The organism is Pseudoflavonifractor sp. 524-17, from assembly GCF_009935845.1.
GTDB lineage: Bacteria > Bacillota > Clostridia > Oscillospirales > Oscillospiraceae > Pseudoflavonifractor_A.
Window position 1 is genome coordinate 142,477 of record NZ_QWEK01000004.1, and the last position, 19,017, is coordinate 161,493.

Below are 19,017 nucleotides of genomic sequence, written 5' to 3' on the forward strand. Positions count from 1 at the left end.
GCTCTGTCTCAAGACCATCAGGCCGCCTCGTCCAGCTCCTGCAGCGCCTCCCACTCGCTGTCCGCCGAAAAGCAGAACCGCCCGGCGTTGTCGTAGACCTCCACATGTCCGCATACCCATCGAAACTCGTAATTCATTGAAGACGCTCCCCTCTTTGTGGTTTATGTCCACAGTATAGCAGGGAAGCTGTCCCATAAACCGGACTGTATTTGGCGTTCCGCCCCCGATTTTTATCTATTTTTAATGTGCCCTTTAGGACCGTTTTAACCTGAGATGCTATACTGAGTACAACAAAACAAAAAGGAGCGAGGTATTATGCTGTCACTGTCTGTGGGGCTCATCTCTTTGGTCTTCGCGCTGCTGGGCGCTGTTCTGGGCATCGTCTTTGCCATTATCAACATCCCCCTGGCCCTGTTTTTCCACCTGGTTCTCCCCACCTTGGCCTTCCTCTACGGGGTGTATCTGCTGGTCCGGGGGCTGTCTAAGAAGCCTTTTGTCTGGACGGAGCTCATCCCCGGCGGGGTGGTGCTGGCGGTTTGGTACTTGCTTTGGCATTAGGCACGGGGGGCCCCCTTGGGGAACCCCCATACGATAGGCCCACCCGGCGCACCGCGCCGGATATCTGCCATGCCGATGTGCCAGTCTGGCAGACAACGCGGTCCCAGCTGGGGTTCTACAGAAAACGTTACAACAGGAGTGCTGGGCCTCCCTGGTCCGCCCGGGTGGTTGTCCACAGAGGACGTTCCCCCGGGCCGGCTGGGGAGGCCCGGCACATAAAACCTGGTCTGGCAGAAGACTTACGCAGGGATCACCTGTCCTGAACGCCTGTCAGGACGCTGAGGCAGTAGTGGCGGCGCGGTGCGCCCCCCGCGCAGGGCCCTCTGAAGGGGCGGCCCGCCCGGCGAGGGCAAATCGGAATTCCCTCTTGACAGAAAATCAAAAAGCAGATACAATAACCCATCATACCGCAATACGCGCAGATGAGGAAGAGTAGCGCCGCACTTGCTGCACAGAGAGCCGCCGTTTTGGTGTAAGGCGGACAGCAACCCGGCGGGAAGATCCCCTCGGAGCGTCCGGCTGAACCAGAATGCAGTAGGCCAGGACGGCCGGCGGCCGTTATACCGCCCCCGTGTTTCTGCACGGACTGAGGGGCCGCACTGTGCGGCAAAAAGAGTGGTACCGCAGAGGTTTTGAACGCCTTTGTCTCTTGTAATAGGAGACAAAGGCGTTTTTTGGCGTATCATTCCCTATATGTGAAGTGCGCCTAGGCTTTGTTTGATAAATGGCGAAATGACCAACGGTGAGGAATTTTTTCGCTGAACAAGGCAAAAATGCGCAGGAATACTTTGTGTATTGCAAGCATTTTTAACGCAGTACAGCGAAAAAAGAACCGCTGTTTGGGCGTTTTGACATTTTTCAAACAAGGCCTAAGCAGCGGGAGCCAACTGCGTCCGTTCTTGTGGCCATGGCGGAGTTTTATCATGGCAGCGTGGACTGCCTGCTGGGCCGCAGCGAGGAACGGGGACAGGGACGGCCGGAGGCTGTCCGCCGGAATAAGAAGACACAACTATATTTCATAGTAGGAGGAATAAACCAATGGATTATAATGAGACCGTCCATCTGCCCCAGACAGACTTCCCCATGCGGGCGGGGCTTCCCAAGCGGGAGCCAGAGATGCTCAAGGCCATGGAGGAAGCGGATCTGTACCACCAGCTGATGAAGAAGAACGAGGGCAAGCCCCGCTTCGTCCTCCACGACGGCCCGCCCTACGCCAACGGCGACATCCACATCGGCACGTCCCTGAACAAGATCCTCAAGGACATCATTGTCAAGCACCGGAATATGACCGGCTACTGCGCTCCTTACGTCCCCGGCTGGGACACCCACGGCCTGCCTATCGAGACTGCCGTCCTCAAGGACAAGAGCGTCAAGCGCAGCGAGATGACCACTGCCCAGTTCCGGGACAAGTGCCAGGAGTTCGCCACCCAGTATATCGGCCGGATGACCGGCCAGTTCCAGCGCCTGGGCGTGATCGGCGAGTGGGAAAACCCCTATATCACCCTTCTGCCTGAGTTCGAGGCCAAACAGATCGAGGTCTTTGGCAAGATGGCGGAGAAGGGCCTGATCTACAAGGGAATGAAGTCGGTGTACTGGTGCCCCCACGACCAGACCGCTCTGGCGGAGGCGGAGATCGAGTACCAGGACGACCCCTGTACCACCATTTTTGTGAAATTCCCCGTAAAGGACGACAAGGGCCGGCTGGGACGGTACTGCGATCTCAGCAAGCTGTTCTTCGTCATCTGGACCACCACCCCCTGGACCATTCCCGGCAACGCCGCCATCTCCCTCAACGCGGACTTTGACTATGTGCTCCTCCAGGTCCCCGGCGGCGAGGTATACGTCATGGCCAAGGAATTGGCCGAAGGGGTATGCAAACAGGCAGGCATTGACTTCGCTGCCTGTCAGGTGCTGGCCACCCTGAAGGGCTCCGACTTTGAGCTGATGGTGGCCAAGCACCCCCTGCTGGACCAGGACTCCGTTATTCTCAACGGCGATCACGTCACCTTGGACGCGGGCACCGGCTGCGTCCACACCGCCCCCGGCTTCGGCGCGGAGGACTTCGACGTATGCAAGCGGTACGACGACGCGGGGCTGACCCATATCGGCGTGCCCGTGCCGGTGAACGCCAAGGGCGTGATGACCGACGCGCGCTATCACGGCCAGTTTTACGCCAAGGGTAACGACATGGTAGTCCACGACCTGGAGGCGGAGGGCTTCCTGCTGGCCAGGGAGGAGATCACCCACTCCTATCCCCACTGCTGGCGCTGCAAGCACCCCATCATTTACCGGGCCACGGAGCAGTGGTTCTGCTCTGTGGACGCCATCAAGGACGCGGCGGTAAAGGCCTGCGACGGCATCTCCTGGCACCCCGCCTGGGGCAAGGAGCGTATGGTTTCCATGATCACAGAGCGCAGCGACTGGTGTATTTCCCGCCAGCGGGTGTGGGGCGTGCCCATCCCGGTGTTCTACTGCGACGACTGTGGGGAGGCCATTATTACCCCCGAAACCATTGCCCATGCGGCGGAGCTGTTCCGCCGGCACGGCTCCAACATCTGGTTTGATAAGACCGCCGGCGAGCTGGTGCCGGAGGGATTTGCCTGCCCCAAGTGCGGCAAGACCCACTTCTCCAAGGAAAGCGACATTATGGATGTGTGGTTTGACTCCGGATCCACCTGGGCCGCCGTGGCGGACGAGCGGGAGTGCCTCAAATACCCCGCCGACGTGTATCTGGAGGGGGGCGACCAGTACCGGGGCTGGTTCCAGTCCTCCATGCTCACCTCTATCGCCTGCAACGGCGTCGCCCCCTACAAGCAGATCCTCACCCACGGCTGGACCGTGGACGGCGAGGGCAAGGTCATGCACAAGTCCCTGGGCAATGCCGTGGGGCCGGAGGAGGTCATCAAGGACTACGGCGCGGACATGCTCCGCCTTTGGGTGGCCTCCGCTGACTACACCCAGGACATGCGCATCTCCAAGGATATTTTGAAGCAGCTCTCCCAGGCCTATCTGAAGATCCGCAACACCGCCCGGTATATGCTGGGCAACCTGTGGGACTTCGACCCGGACCGGGACCGCCTGCCTGTGGCGCAGCTGGAGGAGCTGGACCGGTACGCCCTGCACACCTTCGGCCAGCTGGCCGGAACTGTCCGGGCCGCCTACGAGCGGTATGAGTTCCACGCCGTCTACCGGGCGGTATACAGCTTCTGCGTAGTGGATATGTCCAACTTCTACCTGGACATCATCAAGGACCGGCTGTACTGCGGCAGTGAAACCGCCCGCCGCTCCGCCCAGACCGCCCTGTACGCCATTCTGGACGGCATGACCCGGCTCATTGCCCCCATCCTGGCTTTCACCAGCGACGAGATCTGGAAGGCCATGCGGCACGGCAGCGATGCCGACGCCGGGAGCGTCCTCTTTAACGAAATGCCCGACGCCGTCCAGAGCCTCTCCCCTGAGGAGCAGGGCCGGTGGGAGCGGCTGGTTTCCCTGCGGGACGGGGTAAACAAGGCTCTGGAGAACGCCCGGGCGGCCGGCGTATTCAAAAAGGCCCAGGATACGGAGATCACCTTGTCAGTGTCCCCAGAGGACGCCGCTTTCCTGGCGGGGGTGGATCTGGCCGCTCTGTGTATCGTGTCCAAGGCCACTGTGACGACGCAGGAGCTCCAGGGCGAGGCGGCCCAGGACTGCCTGATCCCCGCCGTCATCGCCGTCAAGCTGTCTGAGGCCCCCAAGTGCCCCCGCTGCTGGAATCACAGCGAGCACATCGGTACGCCCGGCCACCATGCCGAGCTGTGCGACCGCTGCGCCGCCGTGGTGGAGTAACCATACCGAAAAACCCGCCCCGCTCTGTAGAAACAGAGCGGGGCGGCTTAAACCGCCGGCAAAGGCGAAGCCTTTGCCGGCGGGAAAGCAGCGGCCTGACTGCGCGCAAAAATCGTCCGCTACAGGCGGAACAATTTTCACACTTGCAGGCCGATCGGTGTTTTCCCCGACGTACACGCCGCCGGGGAAAACGGATTTTATTTTTTTCGCGCCTGTGGGCGCGAACTCTGCGAGGCTTTATCTACGCTCTGAGCCGCCCCGCTCTGTTTTTACAGGGCGGGACGGCTGTTTTTCCACATGACGGGTTCTATTTGTGGAAAAGTATCCGGCGCGGCCGGGTCAGGGGGCCAGCGTGTACAGGCAGGGCTTGCCGGAGGGGGCAAGCTGAATCCACTGAATTGTGCCGTTCTGGACCACCGGCTGGGTGGGCGGCATGGGGGTATTGGGGACGGAAGCGGCCGGGGCGGCAGGCTGTCCGCTTCCGTTCAGAAGCTGGTAGTGCAGCATACCGTCCACCCCCCACATGGCCACAAACCTGTTCTCGTCCAGCTTGACCAGCCGGGCGCAGTCTACATTGGCGCTGCCGTCGGTGAGCCAGGTCTGTCCCGTCTTGCTCCCGTTTTTATCTGCGGTGAGGAGCAGCACCCGCCAGTTCTGGTCAGGGTTGTCCTGGGGGGCGGAGCAGGCCAGGAAGAGGGCGCCGCTGCCGGACAGCTCAAACCCGCTGCCGATGGCGTTGGTGACGTTTTCCCCAATCGCCCCGGTGAAGGGGAACAGCTCCTCTTCCTGCGTCCCTTTCTGAAGGACGAAGGAGCGGGGGTAGGCGTCCCCGTGGTCCACAGTGACCATCTCACTGCCGTCAAACTGGATGAACTGGCCAAAGGAGTGGCTGACGTGGTTGGAGGGGAATTCTTCTCCCATCACAGTCTTCATCTGGAAGGGGGCGGTATTCATGATAAAGGTGATATTGGACTGGTGGCCGTCATACCGGGTGCGGGAGGCGTACAGGGCCACCTGGCCGTCCCCGCTCTCCGCCATACGGGCCACCGTGGAGCGGAAGGGCTCCTTGGTATAGGTCTGGCCGCCATTGGCAGAGACGGCGCCCAGCCGGTTCCAGTCCTTGTCATACTGGACGATGCGCCACACCTCCTGGCCGTCCAGCATGGTGTCATTCTTCTGGCCGTAGGCGATGTAGTTGTACTGCTTCCCGGCGAGGAAAGCGCCGAACATAGGCAGCTCCTGGGGCAGGGTCTTTCGGGACACCGCCGCTCCGCCGGCGTCAAACCGCTCCACGGAGATGGTGTGGCTCCCGTCGTCCACCACCAGGCCGGAGACCGTGCCGTCCCCGTTGGCGATGGTGTAATAGCCCGTGGCGTAGCCGGTCTTGGGCCGGGAGACGCTGTAGTCCAGCCGGCCGAAGCGGTTGGCCTCGCCCCAGTCCAGGTTGGTCTGAAGGGGAGTGACGGTGGAATTCTGAGGCCGGACATCCCCGTCCAGGTCCATCAGCCGGGTGATGACCGCGGCGGCCTCCGCCCGGGTCATGAAGTTCCCGCCGTTAAACTTTCCCCCGTCTCCGCCAGAAAGCAGCTTGGCTGCGTAGCAGGTGGCCACGGCGGTCTGGTACTGGCTGGGAATAGAGGGAAAGTCGGAAATGCCGCTCTTTGCAGCCTGGACTGCGGCGGCGTCCGGCAGGGCAAAGCCCCGCTTCACCGCCAGATTATACATCAAAGCCGCCATTTCATTGCGGGAGATAGACTCCTCCGTCACCCGGAGCCAGGCGGTGGAATCCGCCAGCTTGGTCCCGCTGGTGACGCCCTGGTCGTTCAGCACCCACAGGTAGGGCATCCACCAGGGCGTGCTCATGGTCTTGGACGCGTTTGACGACTCGGTGGGATAGAAGGTCCTGGCCAGCATGGTGCTGAAGGAGGCGTAGTTCAGCGTCTGCCCCGGGGCAAACCGGTCGTTGCCCACCCCCTTTATGATCTGCTCCTGGGCCATCCGCTCCACCGCGTTATAGGCCCAGTGGCTGCTGGGTACATCGCTAAACCGGGCCGCCCCCGCCGCAGAGGCCGCCATGGTCAGGCACAAAGACAGACAAACCAGTTTTTTCATATGCGCAACACTCCAATCTCTTTATGATCCGCTATTTTTTCCTGAAGACCAGTTTGCCGGAGTCGTACTCCAAGGTAAGGGTTCTGCCGTCCAAAGCAGCGTACAGCTTTACGCTGTAATAGTCCAGGGCAACGTCCTTTCCGCTGGCCTTCCAGGTACCCTCCAGGCCGCTCTCGCCGTCCGATTTCATGGAGAAGCCGCCGCCCTGCTTCAGCTTCAGGGTGACGTCGGGGTCTATCCCCAGGGTATCCTTTATGTCTTTTACGTCTATGGTGACGCCGTTGATCCCCATGCTTTTCAGCTCATAGGTGCCGGCCGCGCCGCAGGCAGTGAGACTCAGCATCAGCGCCAGGGCCGCTAGGAGAGGAAGTATATGCCGCTTGACAGACCTCAAATCACATCATCCCTCTCTGTCTTTATATACAGACGGCCCGGCCAACTTGACCGGGCCGTCTCAGCCTGGATCTGGCGAACCCCTTGTTCCACAGGCTGGCGCTTATTTCTTCTCGAAGGTGAGGGACTCGGATCCCTGCTTGAGCACCAGGGTCTTCCCGTCCAGGGTGCCGGTGACGTCTTCCCCGTCAGAGGTGAGCGTCAGGTTGTTGCCGTCAGCTTTCCAGGTGCCGCTGAGGGAGTCGCTTTCATCCAGGGCGGCCATATCCAGGGAAAAGTCGCCGTTCTTCTTCAGTTCCAGGGTAATGTTCATCTCTACGCCGGACAGCTCCTCCAGCTGCTTGATGTCCATGGACATGCCCTCCAGGTCCATGCTGGTGAGCTTGTAGGTACCGGCGGCAGATGTGTCGCCGCCGCCGCAGGCGGCTAGGCTCAGCATCAGGATCAGGGCCATGAGCAGGGAGATTGCGGTCTGCTTGGTGTGTTTCATGTGTTTTGCATCCTTTCTCACTCTCAAAAATAGCTGTAGAGCCGGTAGAATACAGGAACGCTTCCACCGGCTTTTCGCGAATTTCAGTATAGCACGGCCGCAGGAAAAAGACAAGAAAAAAAGAGAGATTTTGTCATTTTTCCGAGATAAAGAGGGAAAAACAGGGGTGTGAGGCCTCAAAGACCGCACACCCTAAGAACCTGTATTCACAGCGTTGCGCGCAAATCCTCCGGATGGTCGATGTCGTCCAGCTCCTGGGGGTGGTCTGCCTCAACCAAAAGCAGGCGTTCCGGACAGCGGCGGATAACCTGTCCGCCGCCGGTGTCCCCGTGGAGGGCGGCCAGCGCGGGAAAGAGATCCTTTGGGAACAGCGCGGGGTTGCCCCGGTGTCCTCCGGAGGACAGGGCGCAGATGGCTCCCGGCCGGGCGCGGAAGGCGGCCAGCAGCCGCTCCACACTGCCGGCGGTGAGCCAAGGCTGATCACACACGGCGAAGAGGGCGCCGTCCAGCCCCGCCATCGCCCCGGCGCCCAGGCGGACGGAGGCGGAGATACCCTGGGCCGCCTCCTGGTTGGCGATGGGGGAAAACCCATGGTCCACCGCCATGGCCAGGATATCGGGATACTGGCTGACCAGCACCCGGCGGGCGAAGGGGAGGCCCTGGTAGAGCTCCATGGCCCGCTGGACCAGAGGGACGCCCTGGGCCGGGGCCAGCAGCTTATTGCCCCCAAACCGGCGCCCGAAGCCGGAGGCCAGCAGAACACAGCCCACAGACAGGGCCATAACTTATCTCCAGAACTGGGCGGGGCCCCGGGGCACAAACCGGCCCAGCCCCTCCCGGACTACCCTGCCGCCCTTTACGGCCACCTCGCCCCCCAGCAGGACCACGTCGGCCCGGCCCCGAACCTCCATCCCCTCATAGGGGGTGTAGTCCACATTCTGATACTGCTCCGCCGCGGTGATGGTCCAGGCGGCCTCCGGGTCGAAGACGACAATATCCGCGTCGCTCCCCACAGCCAGGGTCCCCTTCTGGGGGAACATGCCGAAGAGCCGGGCGGGCCGCTCTGACAGGGCCTTCATCATCTGGAGCACGTTGATGCGCCCCGCATTTACGCCATAGGTGTACATCAGGCAGGGGCGGTGCTCGACGCCGGGGATGCCTGGGGGAATGGCGGAGAAGTCGTCCCGCCCCAGCTGCTTGGCGGTGCCGTAGCAGAAGGAGCAGTGGTCGGTGCCGATGGTGTCGATCTCGTCGTCGCTGAGGGCCTCCCACAGGGCATCCACATCCTCCTGCCTGCGCAGGGGCGGCGAGAAGACGAACTTGGCGCTCTCAAACCCGGGGAGCTGATATTTCTCGTCGGTAAGGGTGAAGTACTGGGGGCAGGACTCCAGGTAGAGGGCCTGTCCGTGGGAGCGGGCCAGCAGGGCGGCGTCCAGCCCCCGCTGGGTGGACAGGTGAACCACGTTTACCGGATAGCCCGCCTGCTCCGCCAGGGCCAGCCAGCGGTTCACCGCCTCCGCCTCGATGACGGCGCTGTGGGCCAGGGGGTGGGAGGAGGGGTCCAGCTTCCCCGCCGCCTTCAGCTCGGCGATGGAGGCGTCGATCAGGTCCCCGTTTTCGCAGTGGCAGCCCACGATGCCTCCCTCTTGGGCCACGGCCTTGATGATCTCATAGGCCACGCCGTCGGAGATGCGCATCCCGTGATAGGCCAGATAGACCTTGTAAGAGGTGATCCCCTGCCGGGTCATGGCGGACAGCTCGTCCGCAATCCGCCGGTCCCAGTCCACAATGGTCATATGAAAGCTGTAGTGGCAGCAGGCGCGGCCGTCCGCCCGGCGGCGCCACTCGTCCAGGGCGGATTGCAGAGAGCAGCCGTGATCCGGCTCGGCAAAGTCCAGCACGCAGGTGGTGCCCCCTGCCAGCGCCGCCCGGGTGCCAGTCTCCCAGTTGTCCGCAGTCTCGTTGACCTGGCCCTTGTTCATCTCAAAGTGGGTATGGGTGTCAATAAAGCCGGGAAACACCAGCTTGCCGCCGGCGGGAATCACTTCACTGCCGTCCACAGGCAGAGCGGGGCCGATCTGGGCAATTTTCCCGCCGTCCACGCGCAGATCGGCCTGCACCGGGCCGTCGGGAAGCACCAGCGTACCGTTTTGAATGAGGATGGACATAAACAGACCTCCTTTGAAACATGAACTCAGAACCTGTATTCACCGCCGCAGAACGGTGTTCCCCGGTTATCAACACAGGTTCTTAACAAAAAAAGCGCACCACACCCAAATAGGGGTGCGGCCCGCCTCCTGAGAGCTTCGTTACAGCCATTCCTACACTGTTATTGTATCATATGGAAAACGTAAACGCAACAGTTCAGAAGACTGGAAGACTTCAGGCTATCCCCTGGTGGCCCTGCGGGGGGTCCCCCGCAGGGCCACCGCGGCATCCTATTTTACATCCCTCCGCCGAACTCCTCCAGCGTGAGCTGTTTATTCCGCTCAGCCGTCCAGTTGATGGCCCACTGAGAGCCGAAGAGGAGCAGCTGGCGGCCCTTGTAATCCTCCACCAGCTTGGTGTCGGTCCCCAGGATGAGGTCCTCCTCCTTGATGGGCTCCGCGTCCTCCTCCCGCACAATCCACCGCAGGTACTCATAGGGCAGGCCCTCCATATAGAGGTCTACGTTGTACTCATTTTTCAGCCGGTACTCCAGCACGTCGAACTGGAGGGTGCCCACCACCCCCACAATCACTTCCTCCATGCCGGTATAGGGGGTTTTGAAGATCTGGATGGCGCCCTCCTGGGCGATCTGCTCCATGCCCTTCAAAAACTGCTTGCGCTTCATGGTGTCCACGCTGCGCACCCGGCGGAAGTGCTCCGGGGCGAAGGTGGGGATGGGGTCAAACTGAAACTTCTTCCCCGGGGCGCACAGCGTGTCCCCGATGGAAAAGATCCCCGGGTCAAAGACGCCGATGATGTCCCCGGCGTAGGCCTCCTCGATGATCTCCCGCTCGGCGGCCATGAGCTGCTGGGGCCGGGAGAGGCGGATCTTCTTCCCCCCCTGGACGTGGTAGACCTCCTTATCCGCGTCAAACCGGCCGGACACAATGCGCAGGAAGGCGATTCGGTCCCGGTGGGCCTTGTTCATGTTGGCCTGGATTTTGAAGACGAAGGCGGAGAAGCTCTCCTCCAGGCAGTCAACGCGCTCCTCCCCCGCCTGCCGGGGCAGGGGGGCGGTGGTCATGCGCAGGAAGTGCTCCAGAAAGGGCTCTACCCCAAAGTTGGTCAGGGCGGAGCCGAAGAACACCGGGGAGAGCCTGCCGTGGCGTACCCGGTCCAGGTCGAACGCCGCCGCCGCCCCGTCCAGCAGCTCCACCTCCTCCGCCAGCTTCTGGTGGAGGGTCCCGCCGATGAGCCCGTCCAGGTTGGGGTCCCCCAGCTCCACTTCCGTAGCGGTGGCCGCTTTGGCCCCGCCGTTGCTGGTGAAGTGGATGATCTTCCCGCTCTCCCGGTCGTACACCCCCTGAAAGTCCTTGCCGCAGCCGATGGGCCAGTTGACCGGGTAGGTCTCGATGCCAAGCTCTTTCTCCAGCTCCTCCAGCAGCTCGAAGGAGTCCCGGGCCTCCCGGTCCATCTTGTTGATGAAGGTGAAAATGGGGATGTCCCGCATGGCGCACACCTTGAAGAGCTTACGGGTCTGGGCCTCCACGCCCTTGGCGGCGTCGATGACCATCACCGCGCTGTCCGCCGCCATGAGGGTGCGGTAGGTATCCTCTGAAAAGTCCTGGTGGCCGGGGGTGTCCAGAATGTTGATGCAGAAGCCCTCGTACTGGAACTGCATCACCGACGAGGTCACAGAAATGCCCCGCTGCTTCTCAATCTCCATCCAGTCCGAGGTGGCCGCCCGGGTGTTCTTCTTCCCCTTCACCTGCCCGGCCTGGGCAATCGCCCCGCCGTAGAGCAAAAACTTCTCTGTCAATGTGGTCTTGCCGGCGTCCGGGTGGGAGATGATAGCGAAGGTCCGCCGGCGGCTGATTTCAGTCTCGTAATTTGACAAGGAAAATCCCTCCATGATGTTGGTTTTATTCACTGTCTCTCTTCCGTCACATTGGAATTCTCCTTTGCTTTAAAATGGTCAACTCATTATAATCAATTTTCGGCCGCTTGTAAACCGCGGGAATGTCCGCGGGGAAAAAAAGCGCAAAACCCTCTTGACTTTCTCCCTGTGTCAAGGTGTACCCTATCTTCAGGAACCGGTTCCGCAACTTACACAGGAGGGATGTCATGCTCACAATCGGCGAATTTTCCCGGCTGGCCCGGGTGTCCACCCGGGTGCTGCGGCACTATGACGCCCTGGGTCTGCTCTGTCCGGAGCAGGTGGGGGCCAACGGCTACCGCTACTACCGGCAGGAGCAGCTGGCGGTGCTGGGACAGATCCGGCGGCTGAAGGAATACGGGTTTTCCCTGTCCCAGATCCGGCAGCTGCTCCCCTTGCCGGACCCCCAGCTGGTCCACCGGCTGCGCCTGCGGCGGATGGAGCTCTGTCAGCAGCTGGAGGCCCAGCGGGCGCTCCTTCGCCGGATGGAGGGGGACATCCTCCGTATGGAGGGAATCGAAATGAGCGCAGAAACCTATCCCGTTATTTTGGCCGAGGATCCGGCCCAGAAGGTCTTCTCCGTCCGCCGGCAGACGGGGACGGATCAGTTCCACATCCTCTTTCACGAGCTGCGGGAGCAGGCGGCGAAGCAGGGCCTGCGGCAGGCGGGACCCATTCAGATGCTCTACCACGATCCGGAGTTCCGCCACGACAGCTCCGACGTGGAGGCCCAGATGGTGGTGGCCCAGGACGGCCCCGGGGTCATGGAGAAGCCCCCCTTCTCCTGTATCTCGGTGCTCCACAGGGGGTCTTACGCCCGCCTCAGCGACGCCTATGACGCCCTGTGCGCCTGGCTGGCGGAGCACCCGGAGTACCGCATCTGCGGCCCGGCCATGGACCGGTATCTCAACGACCCCGCCCTGGTGTCCTCCCCTGACGAGCTGGAGACCATGGTGCTTTTCCCCGTAACCAAGGCGTAAACACAAAAAAGGGAGCGGCGCTGCCGCTCCCTTTTGATATGCCGGAAAACCGGTCAGTCATCTTGGGCCCTGAGCAGGCCCTCCAGCTCCTCCAGGCCGCGGATGGCGGGGACGCCCTCCACCCGGCCAAAGCCGTAGGCCGCGTGGACAAAGGGCACGCCGGCTGTGTCCGCGGCGTCCCGGTCCCCCTGGGTGTCCCCCACGTAGACCGGATGCCTCAGCCCGTTTCGCTTTGCCACCAGGGCAATATTCCCCGCCTTGTCCAGGCCGGTGCGCCCAGGACACTCGAAATCTCTAAAATACTTCCCCAGACCGGTAACCGCCAAAAAACCCTCGATATAGCCCCCCTGGCAGTTGCTGACGATAAACAGGGGCCAGCGCCGGGAGAGCGCCTTCAGCGTCTCCTCCAGATGGGGGTACAGCGCTCCGCCGTGGACGGCCAGATAGTCCGCCTGCTTCTGCGCGCACACCGCCATGGTCCGCTGCCGCTCCTCCGGCGCCAGCTCCGGCATCAGCCGGTCCGCGATGGCAGGCAGCAGCATTCCCATGCACGAGCGCACCTCCTCCGCCTTCAAATGGCCGGGGTGGCCCCGCTCCTCCAGCCCCAGGTTCCAGGCGGCGCAGATGTTGTCCACCGCGTCCCACAGGGTGCCGTCCAGGTCAAATAAAATCCCGTCTGTCATGCCGCCGGTTACTCCTTTGCCTCGTCGATGTAGCTGTACAGGGTGTACTTGGAGATGCCGAAGAATTTGCACACCTTGTCCCCGCTCTTGGTGATGAGGAAGGCGCCGGTATTGTTGAGAAACTGGATTGCCTTCACCTTGTCCTCTTTATTCATCAGGGCCACCGGCTTGCCCACCACCTTGACGCTCTGCTCAATGAGCTCCTCCAGCAGGTCGCTGACGTTGTGGGCGATGGGCTCCGGCTCCCGGCTGTCCTGGGCGGTGGAGGTGAACTGCTTCAGGGTGGTCTCCATGGCCAGCATCAGGGTGATGTCGTAATTGATGGAGAAAATGCCGATGGCCTCTCCCCCGTCGTCCCGGATATACAGGGTGCTGGACTTGAGAATCTTCCCGTCCTTGGTGCGGGTGAGGTAGCTCAGGTGGTCCTTGAGCTTGGTGCGGTCGCTGTTCAGCGCCTCCAGCACCACATGGGAGGGACCATCCCCCACCTTCCGGCCGCTGACATGGCCGTTTTCTATGGCGACAATGGAGCGCTCCACATCGTTGGACACCAGGTCGTGGACCACCACCTCGCAGTTTGGACCGAATTGCTGGGCAATCCCCTTGGCCAGCCGGAAGAGAAACTGCAATGTGGACGCGTCAGGCACGGCGGCCCCTCCTCTCTGTTCAAACATAGGGTTATTATATCACGGGACAGGGAAAAAACAAGAAACAACGTACGAGCTAAAAAAAATTCTGGTCAGCTAAAAAAGGGTTGATTTTTTCGGGGAGGTGTGTTAGACTGGAGGTGCGAAAGGGGATTTGCCTGTACAAATCCCACAAAATCGGATATCGGTTGTGGCTGCAACGAAGTGCTCTCGCGCACGGGCTGGATGAACGTCTGACTTTTCGGCCGCGCCCGGCCGCAGGACTGGAAGACGCTCATTGGGATGAGTGTCTTTTTTGTTTGCCCCGCCGAGGTAAGGAGGAATATCCATGCTGCTGATAGGAAATGGTAAGCTTATCACCCGGGATCCCGCTCTGCCCTATCTGGAGGACGGCGCGGTCGTGGCTGACGGCCCGGTGATTCAGGAGGTGGGGGACCGGGCCGCTCTGGCGGCCAAGTACCCAAACGCCCAATTTGTGGACGCCAAGGGCGGCGTGATTATGCCCGGCCTCATCAACGCCCACACCCATATCTACAGCGGGCTGGCCCGGGGGCTGAGCATCCGGGGCAACAACCCAAACAACTTTTTAGAGGTTTTAGAGGGGTTATGGTGGAACATCGACCGGCACCTCTCCCTGCCCTTCACCCGGGCCTGTGCCCAGGCCACGGTGCTGGAGTGCATCCGCTGCGGCGTGACCACCATCTTTGACCACCACGCCAGCTTTGGGGAAATCCCCGGCTCCCTCTTTGAGATCGCCAAGGTCACCGGTGAGATGGGCATCCGGGCCAACCTGTGCTACGAGGTCTCCGACCGGGACGGGGAGGAGAAATGCCTCCAGGCCATTCAGGAGAACGCGGACTTCGCAAAATACTGCCGGGAGCAGGACAGCGATATGCTCCAGGCCATGTTCGGCGGCCACGCCCTGTTCACCCTGTCGGACAAAACCCTGGAGCGCATGGCCGCTGCCAACAGCGGCATGACGGGCTACCACATCCACGTGTCCGAGGGGCTCAACGACGTGTACGACTCCATGCAGAAGTACGGCACCCGGGCGGTGAACCGCCTGCTGTACAGCGGTATGCTGGGGGAAAAGACCATTTTGGGCCACTGCATCCACCTCAGCCCCGCCGAGATGGACATCGTGGCCCAGACCGGCTCCGCCATTGTCAACAACTCCCAGTCCAATATGGGCAACGCGGTGGGCTGCGCGCCGGTGCTGGAGTTCTTCAAGCGGGGCATTCTGGTGGGCCTGGGCACCGACGCCTACACCCACGACATGCTGGAGAGCCTGAAGGTCCTGCTGGGCATCCAGCGGCACAACGCGGGCCATCCCAACGTGGCCTGGGGGGAGGCCACCTCCATGCTCTTCCAGAACAACGCCAAAATCGGGGCCAGGTATTTCAAGAAGCCCTTGGGGATTCTGGCCGCCGGGGCAGCCGCCGACGTGATTGTCATGGACTACCAGCCCTTTACCCCCTTCGACCACACCAACGTGGACGGCCACATGATCTTCGGCATGACCGGCCGCCACTGCACCACTACCGTCATCAACGGCCAGGTCGTTATGGAAAACCGCAGGCTGACCCGGATCGACGAGGAACAGCTCAACGCGGATATCATGGCCCAGGCCAGGGAACTGTGGGGCATTCTCAACCCCTGATACCAACGACGGAAGACAACCAACAAAACCGCGGATGGAGGAACGACTTATGAGCGATATCATGCGCCCCATGCCCTTTGGACATCTGATAAACTGGATTTTAACCGAGTACCACAGCCAGGGCTCCATTTTCGGCGTCTCCAAGCTGGCCAGGCACGCCGGCGGCGGCGCCCAGCCCATTTTCAAGGAGAAAATTGAGTCCCCCTTCGGCCCCGCCGCCGGCCCCCACACTCAGCTGGCTCAGAACCTCATCGCCGCCTATGCCGGGGGCAGCCGGTTCTTTGAGGTAAAGACCGTGCAGGTTATGGACGGGGAGGAGCTGTCCAAGTGCGTGGCCAAGCCCTGCATTACCGCCGGGGATGAGTGCTATAACTGCGAGTGGTCCACCGAGCTCTACGTGCCCCAGGCCTTTGCCGAGTATGTGAAAGCCTGGTTCGCCTGCAAGCTCATCGCCAAGGAGTACGGCCTGGGGGATCCCGACGGCTTTGTCTTCAACATGAGCGTAGGATACGACCTGGCCGGCATCCAGTCCCCCAAGATTGACACCTATCTCAACGACATGCGCCACGCCGCCCACACCCAGGCGTGGAAGGACTGCGTGGACTGGACCCTGGCCCACCTGGATCGCTTCCAAAACGTGGACGAGGCCTTTGTCAAGGCCATCTCTCCCCGGATCAGCGACTCTGTGACCATCTCCACCCTCCACGGCTGCCCCCCCGACGAGATTGAGCGCATCGCCACCTATCTCATCGCGGACAAGGGCTTCCACACCTTCATCAAGTGCAATCCCACTTTGCTGGGCTATGACTTCGCCCGAAAGACCCTGGACCGGCTGGGCTTTGACTATATCCAGTTTGACGACCACCACTTCCGGGAAGACCTCCAGATGGAGGACGCCCTGCCCATGCTCCGCCGCCTGATGGAGCTGAGCGCTCAGAAGGGGCTGGAATTCGGCGTAAAGCTGACCAATACCTTCCCGGTGGACGTGGCCGCGGGGGAGCTGCCCAGCGAGGAGATGTATATGTCCGGCCGGGCGCTGTACCCCCTCACCCTCTCGCTGGCCGGGAAGCTGTCCCACGCATTTGACGGGAAGCTGCGCATCTCCTACTCCGGCGGCGCGGACTACCACAACATCGCCCGGCTGGTGGACTGCGGCATCTGGCCGGTGACTATGGCCACCACGCTGCTCAAGTCCGGCGGCTATAACCGGCTCAAGCAGATTGACGGACAGTTTGACCACGGCGCGGACGGCGCGTTCCAGGGGGTGGACACCGCCAAGGTGGACGCCCTGCTGGCGGAGCTGTTCACCGACCGCCACTATCAGAAGCCCATGAAGCCCCTGCCCAGCCGCAAGCTGGACCAGCAGGTCCCCCTTATCGACTGCTTTACCGCCCCCTGCCGGGGCGGCTGCCCCATCGGGCAGGATATCCCCGCCTATCTCATGCTCAACGCCGCGGGCAAGTATGAGGAGGCCCTGGCGGTGATTACCCACCGCAACGCCCTCCCCTTCATCACCGGCACCATCTGCTCCCACCGCTGCCAGGACAAGTGTATGCGCAACGCCTACGAGGAGAGCGTACACATCCGCAGCCAGAAGCTGAAGGCCGCCCAGGGCGGGTTTGACGCCCTGCTGCCCAAGCTGAAGCCCGGCGCAACGGCGGCCGGGGTCAGAGCGGCTGTAGTGGGCGGCGGTCCCGCCGGCCTCTCCGCCGCCTATTTCCTGGGCCGCGCCGGCGGGGACGTCACCGTCTTTGAGCGCAAGGCCTCTCTGGGCGGCATCGTCCGCCACGTGATCCCCGCCTTCCGCATCTCGGACGAGGCCATCGACAACGACGTCAAGCTGGCCCAGGCCATGGGGGCCAAGTTCGTGCTGAACACCGAAGTCACCAGCGCCAAGGACCTCTTTGCCCAAGGCTTCACCCATGTAATCTTCGCCACCGGCGCCTGGCAGAAGGGGGACGCCGGCCTGTCCTGCGGCGAGGCCATGAACGTCATTGAATTCCTGGAACAGGCCAAGAAGAACCCCGGCAGCCTGAATCTGGGGGAAAACGTGGTCATTATCGGCGGCGGCAACACCGCCATGGACGCCGCCCGGGCCGCCAAGCGCATCCCCGGCGTCAAGAACGTCAGCCTGGTCTACCGCCGCACCAAGCGCTATATGCCCGCCGACCAGGAGGAGCTGGAGCTGGCCCTGGCGGACGGGGTAGAATTCCGGGCGCTTCTGGCCCCGGTGGGCCACAAGGACGGCGTGCTCACCTGCCGCGAGATGGCGCTGGGCGCCCCCGACGCCAGCGGACGCCGCGCCCCGGTGGACACCGGAACGGTGGTGGAGATCCCCGCCAGTACCGTCATCACCGCCGTGGGCGAGCGGGTGGATACAAAATTGTACACCGACAACGGCCTCAATGTGGATAACCGGGGCAGGGCGGTGGTCAACCCGGATACCCTGGAGAGCAGCGTGAAGAACCTGTTTGTCATCGGCGACGGCCAGAAGGGCCCCGGCACCGTGGTAGAGGCCATTGCCGGCGCCGCGAAAGCCGCCCAGGCCATCCTCCCCTGGGATGCGGACCTGTTCGCGGATAAGAACGTCAACCCCGACTACGGCAAGCCCCTGGCCAAGCGGGGAGAGCTGTGCGGCGACTGCGCCGGCTGTGAGGACAGCCGCTGCCTGGGCTGCGCCACCGTCTGCGAGACCTGTACCGAGGTCTGCCCCAACCGGGCCAACGTGGCCGTCCGGGTCCCCGGCAAGCGGATGCGCCAGATTGTCCACATGGACGGCATGTGCAACGAGTGCGGCAACTGCGCCACCTTCTGCCCCTACTCCAGCCGGCCTTACAAGGACAAGTTTACCCTCTTCTGGAGCCAGGAGGACTTTGACCACAGCGAAAACGACGGCTTCCTCCCCCTGGAAGGAGATCTCACCCGGGTCCGTCTGGGCGGGCAGGTGAAAGACTACCATGTGGACAACGCCGCCTGCGGCCTGTATGAGGACCTGCGCCGGCTGATTTGCGCCGTCTACGCCGATTACCCTTACCTGCTGGGCTAACCCAGAACCCGCCATAGCCTGTTCAGACAAAGAGCCGCGTCCTTCATAAGGACGCGGCTCTCAGGCTGTCCAAAATTGTTTTCAGTGCGTATGGTTTCACGTATTTGATCTGAATATCACTCACAAAGACAGTATCCTCCGCCCTTGGTTTTGCCCAGCGCACCGGCCTTGGGCCCAAACCGGGCTGCCCGACAGATCCAGCCGGAGAACGGAAGGAGCCGCTCCAGCGGCCGCAGAAGGCTTTTTTGCTGTTCGCCGGACAGGGCGGGCGCCCTGCTCCCCGTCTCGCCCCAATCCAGCAGGTCAAGGGCAGATTTCCGGTCGAGGGCACTGTGAATGTACTGATTCCGATAGTGCTTCAGGCATTTGTGGCAGGCGCTGTCGCAGGTGCAGCCAGCCAGCAGCTGCCGGGTCTTGGCCAGAAGCGCCTCCGCAAGGGATTGGCCGGCGCGGTTAAGCCAGGCTTGTACGCATATACTTGCGTCCCTTGATTCGATCATGAACCAACTGCCCTCTGGGGCCATAGCCATACTCTCGAT

General features: G+C 62.0%; 14 protein-coding genes and 1 other annotated feature. Of the genes, 5 read left to right on the forward strand and 9 right to left on the reverse strand.

Annotation, left to right across the window (positions count from 1 at the left end; all coding sequences use genetic code 11):
- The first annotated feature begins 315 nt into the window (after positions 1-315).
- Positions 316-558 (forward strand): hypothetical protein, encoded by a 243-nt coding sequence (locus D1159_RS01110; RefSeq protein ID WP_161843850.1) that lies wholly within the window; start codon positions 316-318, stop codon positions 556-558.
- Positions 559-968: 410 nt separating this feature from the next.
- Positions 969-1,211: a binding site (T-box leader), on the forward strand.
- 385 nt (positions 1,212-1,596) lie between these two features.
- A complete protein-coding gene (gene ileS / locus D1159_RS01115) occupies positions 1,597-4,383 on the forward strand; it encodes an isoleucine--tRNA ligase (RefSeq protein WP_161843851.1) in 2,787 nt (928 codons plus the stop codon).
- A gap of 339 nt (positions 4,384-4,722) precedes the next feature.
- Here the strand turns inward: ileS and D1159_RS01120 are convergent, their stop codons facing one another.
- From D1159_RS01120 to D1159_RS01145, 6 genes are all read right to left on the reverse strand, one after another.
- On the reverse strand, positions 4,723-6,495 hold the full coding sequence (locus tag D1159_RS01120; protein WP_161843852.1) for an S-layer homology domain-containing protein: 1,773 nt from the start codon (positions 6,493-6,495) through the stop codon (positions 4,723-4,725).
- A 31-nt stretch (positions 6,496-6,526) separates the two neighbouring features.
- Positions 6,527-6,889: a hypothetical protein gene (locus D1159_RS01125; protein ID WP_161843853.1), complete on the reverse strand. Its 363-nt coding sequence runs from the start codon at positions 6,887-6,889 to the stop codon at positions 6,527-6,529.
- Between the two features lie 102 nt (positions 6,890-6,991).
- Complete coding sequence (locus D1159_RS01130) at positions 6,992-7,378, reverse strand: lipocalin family protein (RefSeq protein ID WP_161843854.1); 387 nt, start codon at positions 7,376-7,378, stop codon at positions 6,992-6,994.
- 206 nt (positions 7,379-7,584) lie between these two features.
- Complete coding sequence (locus D1159_RS01135) at positions 7,585-8,160, reverse strand: nucleotidyltransferase family protein (protein ID WP_243152039.1); 576 nt, start codon at positions 8,158-8,160, stop codon at positions 7,585-7,587.
- 3 nt (positions 8,161-8,163) lie between these two features.
- On the reverse strand, positions 8,164-9,546 hold the full coding sequence (gene hydA, locus D1159_RS01140; protein ID WP_161843855.1) for a dihydropyrimidinase: 1,383 nt from the start codon (positions 9,544-9,546) through the stop codon (positions 8,164-8,166).
- Between the two features lie 275 nt (positions 9,547-9,821).
- Positions 9,822-11,423 carry a peptide chain release factor 3 gene (locus D1159_RS01145; RefSeq protein WP_202620884.1) on the reverse strand — a complete coding sequence of 534 codons (1,602 nt, stop codon included), beginning with the start codon at positions 11,421-11,423 and terminating at the stop codon, positions 9,822-9,824.
- A 227-nt stretch (positions 11,424-11,650) separates the two neighbouring features.
- Between D1159_RS01145 and D1159_RS01150 the strand changes: the two genes are divergently transcribed.
- Complete coding sequence (locus D1159_RS01150; RefSeq protein ID WP_161843856.1) at positions 11,651-12,442, forward strand: MerR family transcriptional regulator; 792 nt, start codon at positions 11,651-11,653, stop codon at positions 12,440-12,442.
- Between the two features lie 53 nt (positions 12,443-12,495).
- On the opposite strand, the gene D1159_RS01155 is transcribed toward D1159_RS01150, so the two are convergent.
- Positions 12,496-13,125 (reverse strand): HAD family hydrolase, encoded by a 630-nt coding sequence (locus D1159_RS01155; protein WP_161843857.1) that lies wholly within the window; start codon positions 13,123-13,125, stop codon positions 12,496-12,498.
- 8 nt (positions 13,126-13,133) lie between these two features.
- Complete coding sequence (locus D1159_RS01160; protein ID WP_161843858.1) at positions 13,134-13,772, reverse strand: helix-turn-helix transcriptional regulator; 639 nt, start codon at positions 13,770-13,772, stop codon at positions 13,134-13,136.
- 328 nt (positions 13,773-14,100) lie between these two features.
- Between D1159_RS01160 and ssnA the strand changes: the two genes are divergently transcribed.
- Both ssnA and ygfK read left to right on the forward strand, forming a co-directional pair.
- Positions 14,101-15,432 carry a putative aminohydrolase SsnA gene (ssnA, locus tag D1159_RS01165; protein ID WP_161843859.1) on the forward strand — a complete coding sequence of 444 codons (1,332 nt, stop codon included), beginning with the start codon at positions 14,101-14,103 and terminating at the stop codon, positions 15,430-15,432.
- A 49-nt stretch (positions 15,433-15,481) separates the two neighbouring features.
- Positions 15,482-18,478 carry a putative selenate reductase subunit YgfK gene (ygfK, locus tag D1159_RS01170; RefSeq protein ID WP_161843860.1) on the forward strand — a complete coding sequence of 999 codons (2,997 nt, stop codon included), beginning with the start codon at positions 15,482-15,484 and terminating at the stop codon, positions 18,476-18,478.
- Between the two features lie 116 nt (positions 18,479-18,594).
- Here the strand turns inward: ygfK and D1159_RS01175 are convergent.
- Positions 18,595-19,017: DUF1998 domain-containing protein (locus D1159_RS01175; RefSeq protein ID WP_207709187.1), on the reverse strand; the 423-nt coding region annotated here is incomplete at its 5' end.

What these genes read in the sequence shown, in the direction of transcription:
- D1159_RS01110 (WP_161843850.1), top strand. Translation starts at nt 316, where the DNA reads ATGCTGTCACTGTCTGTGGGGCTCATCTCTTTGGTCTTCGCGCTGCTG.
- ileS (WP_161843851.1), top strand. Translation starts at nt 1,597, where the DNA reads ATGGATTATAATGAGACCGTCCATCTGCCCCAGACAGACTTCCCCATG.
- D1159_RS01120 (WP_161843852.1), bottom strand. Translation starts at nt 6,495, where the DNA reads ATGAAAAAACTGGTTTGTCTGTCTTTGTGCCTGACCATGGCGGCCTCT.
- D1159_RS01130 (WP_161843854.1), bottom strand. Translation starts at nt 7,378, where the DNA reads ATGAAACACACCAAGCAGACCGCAATCTCCCTGCTCATGGCCCTGATC.
- D1159_RS01135 (WP_243152039.1), bottom strand. Translation starts at nt 8,160, where the DNA reads ATGGCCCTGTCTGTGGGCTGTGTTCTGCTGGCCTCCGGCTTCGGGCGC.
- hydA (WP_161843855.1), bottom strand. Translation starts at nt 9,546, where the DNA reads ATGTCCATCCTCATTCAAAACGGTACGCTGGTGCTTCCCGACGGCCCG.
- D1159_RS01150 (WP_161843856.1), top strand. Translation starts at nt 11,651, where the DNA reads ATGCTCACAATCGGCGAATTTTCCCGGCTGGCCCGGGTGTCCACCCGG.
- D1159_RS01155 (WP_161843857.1), bottom strand. Translation starts at nt 13,125, where the DNA reads ATGACAGACGGGATTTTATTTGACCTGGACGGCACCCTGTGGGACGCG.
- ssnA (WP_161843859.1), top strand. Translation starts at nt 14,101, where the DNA reads ATGCTGCTGATAGGAAATGGTAAGCTTATCACCCGGGATCCCGCTCTG.
- ygfK (WP_161843860.1), top strand. Translation starts at nt 15,482, where the DNA reads ATGAGCGATATCATGCGCCCCATGCCCTTTGGACATCTGATAAACTGG.